Here is a 12,519-nt window from a genome sequence, read left to right on the forward strand (position 1 = left end):
GCCTAGCTTTCTGCGTCCGGCATGTAGGCGCGCACCCGTTCCACCACCTCACGGGTGGAAAAGGGCTTGGTGATGTAGTCGTCCGCCCCCATGGCCAGCCCCTTCTCTTTCTCGATCTGCCGCCCCTTGGCGGTGAGCATCAGGATACGGACATCCTTCCACGCCGGATTGGCGCGGATGGTCTGGCAGACATCATAACCGTCCCGCTTGGGCAGCATGACGTCCAGCAGGATCACATGGGGGGGGGCCTGGCGCACGGCTTCCAGCGCGCTTTCGCCGTCACGGGCGACGCGCACGTCGAAACCGGCTTCCTTCATCAGGAATTCCAATGAGAGGACGATATTGGGTTCATCGTCCACCACCAGTACGGATTGGGGCGCCATCTCATCCTCCTAATTATCCTTCTTGAAACCGGCACGGACGGCCTGCTTCAATACCTTTTTAACCTATGGCTATAAGCTCAAAATAGCACAGGCAACCGATAGCGTCATGACGCAAGCGCGTCATGCCCCTTCACCGGGGGCATGACGAAAACCGGACAGGGAATATCGCCGGGGAGATCAGGCCTCGGTCAGACGCTCCCGGGCCGCGGCGATACGCAGCCGGACCTGACGGGGGGCGGTACCACCATGCAGATCCCGGGCCGCCAGGGAACCCTCCAGGGTCAGCACATCGTGCACATCGGCCTCGATGATATCGGAAAAGCCCTTGAGCTCATCCACGGACATGTCGGCCAGATCGCGGCCGGTCTCAACACCCAGGCGCACGGCCCGGCCCACCACCTCATGGGCGTCACGGAACGGCATGCCCTTGCGGACCAGATAATCGGCAAGATCGGTGGCGGTGGCAAACCCGCGTCGAGTGGCGGCGCGCATGATATCGGCCCGCACCTGGATATGAGGCACCATGTCGGCAAAGGCCCGCAGGCTGCCGGCCAGGGTGTCGATGGTGTCGAACAGGGGTTCCTTGTCTTCCTGGTTGTCCTTGTTGTAGGCCAGCGGCTGGGCCTTCATCAGGGTCAGTAGGGCGATGAGGTTGCCGTTCACCCTGCCGCTCTTGCCCCGTACCAGTTCGGGTACGTCGGGATTCTTCTTCTGCGGCATGATGGAAGAGCCGGTGCAGAACCGGTCCGGCAGATCGACGAAGCCAAACTGGGCGCTGGCCCAGAGGATCAGCTCCTCGGAGAAGCGGGACAGGTGGGTCATGATCAGGGCGCCGGCGGCACAGAACTCGATGGCGAAATCCCGATCGCTGACCGCATCCAGGGAGTTGTCCGTCACCCGGTCGAAACCCAGCAGTTCGGCGGTGTAGTGGCGATCCAGGGGATAGGGGGTGCCGGCCAGGGCGGCGGAACCCAGGGGCAGGACATTGACCCGGCGGCGGCAATCCACCAGGCGGTCGTGATCCCGCTCCAGCATCTCGAACCAGGCCATCATGTGATGGCCGAAGGTCACCGGCTGGGCGGTCTGCAAATGGGTGAAGCCGGGCATGACCGTCTCTGCCTCGCGCTCCGCCAGATCCAGCAGTCCGCGCTGCAGACGCCGGATTTCCGTCAGCAGATGATCAATGGCCTCGCGCAGGTAGAGGCGGATGTCCGTGGCCACCTGGTCATTGCGGGAACGGCCCGTGTGCAGCTTCTTGCCCACGTCACCGATACGCTCGATGAGCCGGGCCTCCACATTCATGTGGACGTCCTCCAGGCTCACGGACCATTCGAACTCCCCTCGCTCCACCTGAGCCAGGATGTCCTCCAGGCCGGCGACGATGCGCCCGCATTCATCTTCCGTCAGCACCCCGACCCTGGCCAGCATGCGGGCATGGGCGCAGGATCCCTGGATGTCATGCCGGTAGAGGCGGCGGTCGAACTCCACCGAGGCAGTGAACGCCTCCACGAAGCTGTCGGTGGGCTCCGAGAAGCGGCCGCCCCAGAGTTTGTCTTGTGATGCCTTGGCGTTCATAGAAGGTGCAGATCTCCGGATAACTGGCAAGGAGTATACCATTGAGATACTGTAGGGGATGCAATGGCCCTCGCGCGGGACCCGGGGCCAGGGAACCCTTATTCATCCACCCCCATGCACGGCAGCAGACCGCGATCATCATGAGGCCCAGGCATTCATCAACCCCTGCAGAGGAGTCGGGAACCGCGTCCGGATTCCTGCCCAATTTCTGCGAGAGCCGCACCGTGTTCGTGGTCGTGCTCATGGGGCAGCTGCTGGCCTTCCTGCTGACCCTCTCCTCCGGCGGTAGCCGTCATGGATTCTGGGTCAATCTGGCACTGATTTCCCTGTTCGTGCAGTGGGTCGCCCTGGGGACGGTGCTGGTCCTGTGCGCAACCCGGAGCCTGCTGGAACGCCTGAGCGCCTTGCAGGCCGCCGCCGCGGCCTGGCTGATCACCCTGACCATCACCCTGGCACTCTCCCTGCTGTCACTGTGGACCGGTCGCCACCTGGACTGGAACCTGCTTGAGGGTGGCCTTTCGATCGGCGAATTCCTCACCCGTACCCTGGCCATCAGCGCCATTGTCAGCGCCGTGGCGCTACGCTACCTCTACGTACAGAAGCAGTGGAAGGCCAATGTGGAGTCCGAAGCCCGCTCACGGGTACAGGCGTTGCAGGCACGGATTCGGCCTCATTTCCTGTTCAACAGCATGAATACCATCGCCAGCCTCACACGGACACGCCCCGAGGTGGCCGAAGCCACCGTAATGGACCTGGCCGACCTGTTCCGGGCCACCCTGTCCAGCAAGGACATGGTCAGCCTCCAGGATGAAGTAAAGCTCTCTCAGAACTACCTGCGCATCGAGGCCCTGCGCCTGGGAGACCGCCTCCAGGTGGACTGGCATGTGGCACCCTCGGTGGCCATGGACTATCCCGTTCCCAGCCTGAGCCTGCAACCCCTGCTGGAAAATGCCATTTACCACGGCATCGAGCCGCTGACCGAAGGCGGCTGCGTGCGCGTGGAGATCCGCCAACAGGGAGAACGGCTGGACATCACCATCGAAAATCCCATGCCTTCGGAACAGGAGCGGCGCCGGCGACCCGGAAACCGGTTTGCCCAGGAAAGCATCCGCCAACGCCTGGACCTGGCCTATCAGGGCAAGGCACGCATGGAGACCCTCCAGGCCTCGGACCATTATCGAGTGGATCTCTCGCTGCCAAGGAGATTGCCATGAAGGTCATGATCGTGGATGACGAACTGCCGGCACGGGAACGGCTGAGTTCATTGCTGGAAGACATGGACGAATACCAGATGGTTGCCGCCGCATCCAACGGCGTACAGGCAGTGTGGCTGGCCCAGGAACTGGAGCCGGACATCATCCTCATGGACATCCGCATGCCGGGCATGGATGGCCTGGAGGCCGCGCGACACATCGCCGGCATGGACACACCCCCGGCAGTGATCTTCGTCACCGCCTATGAGGAGCATGCCTTCGAGGCCTTTGAAACCCACGCCGTGGGCTATCTGCTCAAGCCGGTACGCCGGGAGCGCCTGCAGGAGGCCCTGGAGCAGGCCGGCCGGCCCAACCGGGCCCAGCTCGGCGCGCTCCACGAACCCGCCACCCAGACCGGCACCGCCCGCAGCCATATCTGTGCCCGGGTCCGGGGCAACCTGGAATTGATTCCCGTGGACTCGGTGCACTATTTTCAGGCAGACCAGAAATACGTCACCGTCCGCCATGACGGCGGCGAAGTGCTGATCGAAGAACCCCTCAAGGCCCTGGAAGAAGAGTTTACCGGCAGCTTCCTGCGCATTCACCGCAACGCCCTGGTTGCCAAGGCCCGATTCTGTGGCATGGAAAAGAACAGCCAGGGCGGCTTCGAAGTGGTTCTCAAAGGGTCGCGGGAACGACTGGAAGTCAGTCGTCGCCACGTGGCCGAGGTACGCCGCTTCCTGAAGTGTCTTTAGCGGCAAAGGGTCTGCCGGGACAGGATTCCGGCATGCGCGGCAGCAAAGAATAGCGGCCCGGGTCAATGAAAGTTGACACAGGCACCTCTGCCGTGTGTGTTGAAAGGCAGACATAATGTATGGTTGCGTTGTACGATACCGCGAACCATTTGAACGGCCACATTTTCACGAGCTTCAAACCCGAAGATGCCAAAAACCGAACTCAAGATCGCCACCCGGAAAAGCCCTCTCGCCCTCTGGCAGGCCGAGGAAGTGGCCGCCCGGGTCACGAAACTGTTTCCCGAGGTCAAGGTGACCCTTGTGAAGCTGTCCACCCAGGGTGACCGCATCCTGGATACCCCGCTGGCGAAAGTGGGCGGCAAGGGACTCTTCGTCAAGGAACTGGAAACCGCCATGCTGCAGGGCGAGGCGGACATCGCCGTGCATTCCATGAAGGATGTGCCCATGGAACTGCCCGAGGGCCTGGAGCTGCCGGTGATCATGGACCGGGAAGATCCCTGCGATGCCTTCGTCTCCAACAAGTACAAGTCGCTGGAAGAGCTGCCCGAAGGTGCCCGCGTCGGTACCTCCAGCCTGCGGCGCCAGTGCCAGATCCGCGCCCGCTTCCCCAGCTTCAAGGTGCTGGACCTGCGCGGCAACGTGAACTCCCGCCTGGCCAAGCTGGATGCCGGTGACTATGACGCGATCATCCTCGCCGCCGCCGGCCTCAAGCGTCTGGGCTTCGAAGACCGCATCACCGCCATCCTCACCCCGGAAGAGAGCTTGCCGGCCATCGGTCAGGGCGCCATCGGCATCGAATGCCGCAGCAATGATCCCGAGGTCATGGAGCTGATCGCCCCGTTGAACGACCCGGACACCCACCTGCGGGTGATCACGGAGCGTGCCTTCAACCGCCGTCTCAACGGCGGTTGCCAGGTACCCATCGGCGGCTATGCCGTGCTGGGGGATGACGGCCTGATCCACATGCGCGGCCTGGTGGGTGAGCCGGACGGTTCCATGGTCTATAGTGGCGCCCTCAACGGCCCCCATGATCAGGCCGAGGCCCTGGGCATTGCGCTGGCGGAGCAGTTGCTGCGCGAGGGCGCCGACAGGATCCTGAACGACCTGGGACTGGCACCCGAGGCACCGCCGACCCAAGACGACCAACGGTCATGACATTCACGGCGCCCGCGGACATGACCCCTGCGACATCGGACATGCCTCTGCAGGGCGTCACCGTCATGGTGACCCGGCCCGCCCACCAGGCGGAGCCGTTCTGTCGCATGGTGGAAGCCGCCGGAGGGCGGGCATTGCGCTTTCCCGTGCTCGCCATTATGGACCCTGGTGACGCGGGCGCACTGAATGCCCTGATTGACCGACTGGACGAATTCCATGTGGCGGTGTTTGTCAGCCCGAACGCCGTCGCCCGGACCATGAACCTGATCCATGCGCGGCGAAGCCTGCCCGAAGGCCTGAAGCTGGCCACGGTAGGGATCAAGTCGGCCAAGGCGCTGGAACGCTTCGGGCACCGGGTGCATATCTGCCCGCCCAGCCGGTTTGACAGCGAAGCCCTGCTGGAAGAACCGGAACTGCAGGATGTCCAGGGCAAGAATGTCGTGATCTTTCGCGGCGACGGGGGCCGTGAATTGCTAGGTGCTACACTCACTGCTCGGGGCGCGAGGGTGACCTTTGCCGAGACCTACCGACGGGGCATGCCGGATGCGGATACCGGTCAGCTCCTGCGTCAGTGGTCCCGGGGAGACATCCACGTGATTACGATTACCAGCGCCGAGGGGCTGCGCAACCTGTACGAGATGGTCGGTCAGGCAGGGCGGCTCTGGCTTCGCAACACCCCCCTGGTGGTGGGCTGCGAACGCATGCTGGACACGGTCCGGGAGATGGGCTTCACGGAATCCCCAGTGGTGGCCGACGATCCCAGCGATGAATCCATGCTGGTGGCCGTGCAGAAATGGGCTGAAAAGAGGAAGCAAACTCATGAGTAGATCTAGATCCAAAGACAGGGCCAGAGGCAAGAACAAGCCACAGGCAACCGGTGCCGGTGCACCGGACGAGTTGAAGGAAACATCTTCCAGCAGGGGGCGGCCACTGACCGGTACCGTTGTGAGCGCTGCCTCCGGCAACGACAATGCTGCATTCAACGCCGACGCCAAGGATCGCGATCCGATCGAAGGCAGCGTTCGCAGCGTATCCACTTCTGAGCAACCGGCGGGAGCGGCCGGCGCCTCCGGGTCTAACCAGCCCGATTCAGGCAAGCCCGAATCTCCCGCACCCGAGACAGCCGCGGCCGGGGGCAGTACGTCCGATGCACCCAAGGCCGGGGCCGACCCATCCCAAACCCCAAAGCCCGAGGCATCAAAACCCGTGGACAACAAACCAGAAACTCCGAAGACCGACTCGCCAAAAGCCGGGTCTGAAAAATCCGAACCGGTAAAGACCACTGCCGGTGCCGCCAAGACCGAACCGCCGAAGACCAGTGCTTCCGGCGCCGCCAAGCCGGCGACCGCACCTGGTTCCACCGGTGGCGGTCGCGTCCCGCCGACCCCGCCGGCTTCCGGTGGCAACGGCGGCGGCCGCAGCAGCAAGATGCCGCTGATCGTCGGTGGCGTGGCTCTGGTGCTGGCCCTGGGTATCGGCATGAACGCCGCGTCCAACGCCAACAAGGCCCAGGACATGGTCAATGCCACCAATGACCGCCTGAGCACCGCCCTGCGCGAACTCAATCAGATGCAGGAACGCACCCAGGCCCTGCCGGACACCATCAGCCGTCTGGAAAGGGAAGTGCGCAACGAACTGGCCCAGGCCCTGGAAAAGGCCCGTAACGATGTGGCCGGCATTGAGCAGCGCCAGGCCCGTCGCCTGGAAACCCTGGAGGAAGGCCTGACCGCCCTGCAGGATGACTCCGCACGTCCCCATCGTGAATGGCAGGTGGCCGAAGTGCGTTACCTGATGCGCATCGCCGATCACCGCCTGAGCCTGATGGATGATGCACAGGGTGCCCTGGCTGCGCTGAATGCCGCCGACGAAATGCTCAAGGCCATCGGCGATCCGCGTTTCGGTGAAGTGCGCGACGCCATCGCCCTCGAGAAGCAGGCCCTGGAAAACTATGACGGTACCCAGGTGAGCCAGCTGGTCGCCGAGCTGGAGCAGATCACCGCCGAGCTCAGGCCCATGCCGTTGAAGATGCCCGAGGCCGAAAACGGCGCCGCCCGCCTGCTGATGGTCAACGGCGAGCCCGCCGAAGACGCCGCCTGGTGGGAGCGTGCCTACTTCCAGGTCATGAACGAACTGAACCAGCACGTCACCGTGCGCCGTCACGCTCAGCCCGTTCGCTCCATGCCGGATGCCGATGCTGAACTGTTCATGCGTCAGTTACTGGCCCTGCGCATCGAGTCCGCCCGTCTGGCCGCCCTGCGTCTGGATGCCGAGGACTACCGCGCCAACCTGAAGGGTGCCCAGGAGCTGCTGGTGGAGTACTTCGCCTCCGAGCCGGTCGCACCCTTGCTGAAGCGTCTGCAGGACCTGGAACAGCGGGAACTGCGCGCCGAACGGCCCGATATCAGTGGCTCTCTTGAGAAGCTCAGCGGGCTGGAGGGGTAAGCAATGAAATCTCTGATCGTCATTTTTCTGGTTCTGATCGTATCTGCCGTGGCCACCCTCATGTTCATGGAGGAGCCCGGTTATGTCCTGTTCGCCTACGCTGACATGAGCGTGCAGACCACCATGGCCTTCTTCATCATCGCCCTGGTGGTCATGCTGGCCGTGGTTTATGGCCTGATCCGCTTCCTGGTGGGCGTTTTCGGCCTGCCCGGTCGCATGAGCGAGAAGCGGCAACAGAAGAAGGCCGTGGCCTGTCAGCGAGGTCTGGCCCTGGGCCTGGCCGAGATGACCGAAGGTCGCTACGCCAAGGCTGAAAAGCTGCTGGTACAGTCCGCCAAGCGCGGTGACTCCCCCATGCTGAACTATCTGTACGCCGCCCGCGCGGCCCAGATGCAAGGGGCTTACGACCGTCGTGACGAGTACCTGCGTCAGGCTTCCCAGTCCGGCAGCAACACCGAAGTGGCCGTGGGTCTGACCCAGGCCGAACTGCAGATCGCCCACGGCGAGCACGCTCAGGCCATCAGCACCCTGCGTCACCTGAACGATGTGGCCCCCGGCAATCCGCAGCTGCTGCGCCTGAAGGCCCGTCTGTATCAGGAAGTGAACGACAGCGAGTCCCTGATGGCGCTGATGCCCGATCTGCGCAAGGCTCGCGCCTTCGACAACCCGACCCTGGACAAGCTGGAAGCCGATGCCTTCGGCGCTCAGGCCCAGGACATCGCCGCCGCCAACGAGCTGGGCAAGCTGGAAGGCATCTGGGTGAACCTGCCCAAGGTCTCCCGCAACAACCCCGGCATGGTCGCCGCCTATGCCCAGGCCCTGTCGGCCATGAATGAAGCCGACCGCGCCGAGGCCGTCCTGCGTGCCGCCATCAAGCAGCACTGGGACGAGAACCTGGTGCGCCTGTACGGCAAGCTGGCAGTGAACGACGTCAGCCGTGCCATCGGTTATGCCGAAGGCTGGCTGCGTGACCACCGCCGTGATGCCGTGCTGCTGCTTACCCTGGGCCGTCTGTGCAAGCAGGCCAAGGTGTGGGGCAAGGCCCGCGGCTATCTGGAGTCCAGCATCAGCGCCAAGGCCAGCCCGGAAGCCTATCGGGAACTGGGCGAACTGCTGGATCAGGTAGGTGAAGAAAAGCTGGCTCAGGACGCCTATCGCAAGGGCCTGCAGCTGGCCGTGGACGGCGCCGAAGCGGATGCCGCTCCGGTGGCGGTCGCCCAGCCCGCCAAGAAGGGCAAGAAGGCCGCCAAGGGTGGTACCGTCGCCCTGCCGAGCCTGAGCTCCGGCACCGCCTGAGACATCAGGCATCCCCGGTAACCCGTCCCTGAAGAAGAGGCGGGCTCCGGTTCAGGCAGTCTCAAAGGGCCGCCGGGATCCTCCCGGCGGCCCTTTTGTTTACCTGTCTGACCGGGCAACCGGGCCACAAACATGGATTTCCGGGACCGATTGCTATTTACTAGAAAACAGCCCCTTCTGCCGACAGGAACAAAAATGATGAAACCAGTACTGATCATGGGCTGCGGGTATGTGGGTGAACGGGTTGCCCACCGACTCAACCATTCCGGCCGCCGGGTCACCGCCGTGGTGAGGAACCCGGATCGCGCGGAATATCTCCGATCACAGGGGATCGAGGCTCTGCTGGCGGATCTGGATACCGGCGAGGGTCTTGAGGCGCTGCCACTGGCGGGCGCACTGGTTCTGCACAGCGTCCCACCGCCCAATGAAGGCACAGAGGACCCCCGCACGGGCACTTTCGTGGAGCTGTGCCGACGCCTGCCGCCGGACAACATCGTCTACATCAGCACCACCGGTGTCTACGGCGACCAGGCGGGCGGGCAGGTGGACGAACTGACCGAGCCCACCCCTCAGACGGATCGGGGCCAACGGCGTCTGGATGCAGAGCGGCGGCTGACGGCACTGATGCAGGAAACCGGGATTTCGGTGGTGATCCTGCGCGCGCCCGGCATCTACGGCCCCGGTCGCCTGCCGATCGACCGCATCCTCAAAGGTGAACCGGTCATCTGTCCGGAAGAGGCCAGCCCGGGCAACCGCATCCATGCGGATGATCTGGCCACCCTGTGCGTGGCCGCGCTGGATCATGGCGCAGCCGGCAAGGTCTATAACGTGGGTGACGGCGACCACCGCTCCATGACGGATTTCGTCCATGCCACTGCCGATGCCGCCGGCCTGGAACGCCCACCCTGTGTGACTTTCGCCGAAGCCGAGCAACTGATCCCTCCGGGCATGATGTCCTACCTGCGGGAATCCCGGGTCGTCCTGTGCGGCCGCGCGCCGGTGGAATTGGGCGTGGATCTGCTGTATCCACGCATGGAAGCGGGCATCAAGGCATCCCTGGAAGCCGAACAGACGGCGGAGGCCGCCGGCACGGCGGTACATCCGTATCGCATGAGCCGCAAGTCGCTGGGACACTAACCACGCATTGCCTCGACTTCCGGATGATGGCAGCATCCGGGACCTTCGAATCCAGACAACAAGAGAAATTGCCGTGATCAGGAAAAACCCCAGCGGACATCTCCCCAGGGTGGCCGAATCCGCCTTTGTCGATCCCACCGCCATCATCTGCGGCAAGGTGGTCATCGGCGAAAATGTCTTCATCGGACCCTATGCGGTGATCCGTGCCGATGAACTCAATGCCGAAGGCGACATGGAGCCCATCATCATCGGTGACAACTCCAACATCCAGGACGGGGTGGTGATCCATTCAAAATCCGGTGCCGCCGTCACCATCGGCGAAAACTCCTCCATTGCCCATCGTTCCATCATCCACGGCCCCTGTCACATTGCCAACCGGGTCTTCATCGGCTTCAACACCGTGCTGTTCAACTGCAAGGTGGGGGAGGGCTCAGTGATCCGGCACAACTCGGTGGTGGAAGACTGCGAAGTCCCACCGTCCTTCTACATCCCTTCCACCAGTAACATCCACTCCGAGACCGATCTGGCCCAGATCCAGCCGGTGACGCCGGAAGCCTCCAGCTTCTCCGAAGATGTGGCCCAGACCAATGTCCGACTGGTTCAGGGCTACAAGCAGATTCAGAACGAGTTGTGAGCCACCCAATGCCCGTGTCCCCGCCTGCAAGTGTCGTACTGCTGATTTCCAGGGGAGGGACCGGGGTCGAGGCCTCTCTCGGAGGGATCGAGTCGGCCATCCTGCAACAGGCGGGCGACCATCCCCCGCAGCTGCTCCGTTTCTCTCTCCCGGCGGGGCAGGGGGTTGATGCTCGGGAGGCCATGGCCCGGGTCCTGTCGGACCTGGCCATGGAGGGTCACGCATCCATCGGGGTGACGGGGCTTTTCGTTGTCCCCGGCCATGAATATCACGTCATGCGACGCACCCTCCGGGCCGCCTGCGAGGCGGTCCCCGGGATCCAGATTCGGATCAGTCCTGCACTGCTGTCCACTTGTGCCTCGCTGGAAGTGGTGGTCAAGGCCCTGCTGGAAGGATTGCCTACCGAAAGGATGCCCGGGGAAGCCGTCATTTTCGTGGGGCATGGACACCGCGCGGGACGTTGCGACCTGCATTACCAGGCGCTGGCCCACGGACTGAACCAGGTGGACCCCGATGTGCATCTGGCCTGCCTGGGCGGTGGTCTGTCCTTTACCGGTCTGAAGTCCCGGCTACTCTCACAAGGGTATCGACGGGCCTTTCTGCTGCCACTCATGATGTCCACCGCCGGCCACGCACGCCGCGACATGGCGGGTCCGGACCCGAACAGCTGGCAATCCCGGCTGGAGGCCGTGGGCATGAGCTGCACCCCCGTCTTCAAGGGATTGGGGGAATACGCCGGAATCGCTGCCTGGATCGCCGGACAGGCCCTGACAATACACAAGGATTCAGTCAGTTAGCCTGGGCAGATGCAAGATGCCGGCCATGCATCATCCACCAACCTGAGTGCGTCGCAGGCATCCGCCGCCCAGAGATCAGCACTGATGGCCATAGCCAGCGACGGTACGCGATTGATCAGCATGCCACCCACCAGAATCAGCGGATACGTCCCTGTGTGTTGCCGACGAATCTCTTCGGCCAGGTTGCGCACGGGCCAAAGATGCTGCGGCAAGGAGGCCGTCAACCCCAGCAGGTGCGGGTCAAAATCCTGGATCTGGCCCAGCAGGGATTCCAGCGGCACGTCCGCACCCAGGAACTGGACTGACCAGCCCGCCATTTCAAAGGCATCCGCAATCATCCGCAGGCCCAGAACATGCCGGTTGCCCGGAGGTGCGGCAAACAGGGCCCTCAGGCCATTCCGGGGGGAGGGGGCCTGCTTGAACAACAGTTGCGCCATCGCATCCTGTGCGGTCGTGGTGGCCAGGTGCTCCCTGGCCACGGAGAGCCGGTTGGCATGCCATTCACGGCCCACCTGATACAGGGCAGGCTGCAGTAACCGCTGCTCCGCCTCGGCCAGGCTATGGCCTTCGGCCAGGGCCGTCTCGATCAGGGTGCAGACGGTGAGCCGATCACCGCGAATCAATGCCTGCATTACCTGTCCGGCGGACGGATCCAGCGCGCTGTCCTCATCCCTGAATACCCTCTCGCTGTCCTCGCACAGAATGGCCTTGGCATGATCGAACAGGGCAGACATACGCTGTCTGTTCTCACCATGAAGATACCGTGACAGACAAAACCTCATCTCCTCCAGGGCGTGATGCACTACCTCAGCGGACAGACCGCGCCGCTCCAACAATGCGGATAACCAGCGCAGGCAGTCCTCCAGGGGTTCGAGAATGCCGAAGATCAGTGCCGGGCGGATGAATTCCAGCAGAAAAGTGAGTTCCTCGCGGCAACGATCGGAACCAAAAGCCCCGCCATCGGCGTAGACTTCAGGGAAGTGCGCCGTGATGCGATGACTTGAAAACCGGATGAGTTCTTCCCTGTGATGGTCAAATTGCTGCACGCCCTCCTCATCGAGCCTGAACCGACCACGCTGGATGCTGCATCCGGTACCTGTTCGAGACATGTCGGCCTTCAAGGGACACTCTCCTTTAGCGCAAGCTCATTTC

General features: G+C 63.3%; 12 protein-coding genes. 9 read left to right on the forward strand and 3 right to left on the reverse strand.

Annotation, left to right across the window (positions count from 1 at the left end; all coding sequences use genetic code 11):
• Positions 1-2: 2 nt before the first annotated feature.
• Together ECTPHS_RS07340 and argH are read right to left on the reverse strand one after the other, a co-directional pair.
• Positions 3-383: a response regulator transcription factor gene (locus ECTPHS_RS07340; protein ID WP_008932081.1), complete on the reverse strand. Its 381-nt coding sequence runs from the start codon at positions 381-383 to the stop codon at positions 3-5.
• Between the two features lie 177 nt (positions 384-560).
• Entirely contained in the window at positions 561-1,958 is a 1,398-nt protein-coding gene (gene argH / locus ECTPHS_RS07345; protein ID WP_008932082.1) for an argininosuccinate lyase, read from the reverse strand.
• A gap of 224 nt (positions 1,959-2,182) precedes the next feature.
• Between argH and ECTPHS_RS07350 the strand changes: the two genes are divergently transcribed.
• The 9 genes from ECTPHS_RS07350 (at position 2,183) to ECTPHS_RS13980 (ending at position 11,367) form a co-directional block, all read left to right on the forward strand.
• A complete protein-coding gene (locus ECTPHS_RS07350) occupies positions 2,183-3,172 on the forward strand; it encodes a sensor histidine kinase (RefSeq protein ID WP_008932083.1) in 990 nt (329 codons plus the stop codon).
• Positions 3,169-3,906: a LytTR family DNA-binding domain-containing protein gene (locus tag ECTPHS_RS07355; protein WP_008932084.1), complete on the forward strand. Its 738-nt coding sequence runs from the start codon at positions 3,169-3,171 to the stop codon at positions 3,904-3,906. Before ECTPHS_RS07350 ends, ECTPHS_RS07355 begins: the two co-directional genes overlap by 4 nt.
• A 186-nt stretch (positions 3,907-4,092) precedes the next feature.
• Entirely contained in the window at positions 4,093-5,061 is a 969-nt protein-coding gene (hemC, locus tag ECTPHS_RS07360) for a hydroxymethylbilane synthase (protein ID WP_008932085.1), read from the forward strand.
• A complete protein-coding gene (locus ECTPHS_RS07365) occupies positions 5,058-5,888 on the forward strand; it encodes a uroporphyrinogen-III synthase (RefSeq protein WP_050814229.1) in 831 nt (276 codons plus the stop codon). The genes hemC and ECTPHS_RS07365 overlap by 4 nt, the downstream gene beginning before the upstream one ends.
• A 379-nt stretch (positions 5,889-6,267) precedes the next feature.
• On the forward strand, positions 6,268-7,503 hold the full coding sequence (locus ECTPHS_RS14585) for a uroporphyrinogen-III C-methyltransferase (RefSeq protein WP_168044650.1): 1,236 nt from the start codon (positions 6,268-6,270) through the stop codon (positions 7,501-7,503).
• Between the two features lie 3 nt (positions 7,504-7,506).
• A complete protein-coding gene (locus ECTPHS_RS07375; RefSeq protein WP_008932088.1) occupies positions 7,507-8,799 on the forward strand; it encodes a heme biosynthesis HemY N-terminal domain-containing protein in 1,293 nt (430 codons plus the stop codon).
• 198 nt (positions 8,800-8,997) lie between these two features.
• Positions 8,998-9,936: an SDR family oxidoreductase gene (locus ECTPHS_RS07380; RefSeq protein WP_008932089.1), complete on the forward strand. Its 939-nt coding sequence runs from the start codon at positions 8,998-9,000 to the stop codon at positions 9,934-9,936.
• 73 nt (positions 9,937-10,009) lie between these two features.
• Positions 10,010-10,570: a carbonate dehydratase gene (locus ECTPHS_RS07385; RefSeq protein WP_008932090.1), complete on the forward strand. Its 561-nt coding sequence runs from the start codon at positions 10,010-10,012 to the stop codon at positions 10,568-10,570.
• Positions 10,571-10,584: 14 nt separating this feature from the next.
• Positions 10,585-11,367, forward strand: coding sequence for a sirohydrochlorin cobaltochelatase (locus ECTPHS_RS13980; protein ID WP_168044651.1), 783 nt, complete (start codon positions 10,585-10,587; stop codon positions 11,365-11,367).
• On the opposite strand, the gene ECTPHS_RS07395 is transcribed toward ECTPHS_RS13980, so the two are convergent.
• Positions 11,364-12,413: a B12-binding domain-containing protein gene (locus tag ECTPHS_RS07395; protein WP_168044652.1), complete on the reverse strand. Its 1,050-nt coding sequence runs from the start codon at positions 12,411-12,413 to the stop codon at positions 11,364-11,366. The two genes, ECTPHS_RS13980 and ECTPHS_RS07395, sit on opposite strands and share 4 nt — an antisense overlap.
• Between the last annotated feature and the right edge of the window lie 106 nt (positions 12,414-12,519).

This window comes from Ectothiorhodospira sp. PHS-1, from assembly GCF_000225005.1.
In the GTDB taxonomy this organism is placed as follows: Bacteria; Pseudomonadota; Gammaproteobacteria; order Ectothiorhodospirales; family Ectothiorhodospiraceae; genus Ectothiorhodospira.

Coding starts and splice junctions, on each gene's coding strand:
- ECTPHS_RS07340 (WP_008932081.1), bottom strand. CDS start 383: ATGGCGCCCCAATCCGTACTGGTGGTGGACGATGAACCCAATATCGTC.
- ECTPHS_RS07365 (WP_050814229.1), top strand. CDS start 5,058: ATGACATTCACGGCGCCCGCGGACATGACCCCTGCGACATCGGACATG.
- ECTPHS_RS07380 (WP_008932089.1), top strand. CDS start 8,998: ATGAAACCAGTACTGATCATGGGCTGCGGGTATGTGGGTGAACGGGTT.
- ECTPHS_RS07375 (WP_008932088.1), top strand. CDS start 7,507: ATGAAATCTCTGATCGTCATTTTTCTGGTTCTGATCGTATCTGCCGTG.
- hemC (WP_008932085.1), top strand. CDS start 4,093: ATGCCAAAAACCGAACTCAAGATCGCCACCCGGAAAAGCCCTCTCGCC.
- argH (WP_008932082.1), bottom strand. CDS start 1,958: ATGAACGCCAAGGCATCACAAGACAAACTCTGGGGCGGCCGCTTCTCG.
- ECTPHS_RS07355 (WP_008932084.1), top strand. CDS start 3,169: ATGAAGGTCATGATCGTGGATGACGAACTGCCGGCACGGGAACGGCTG.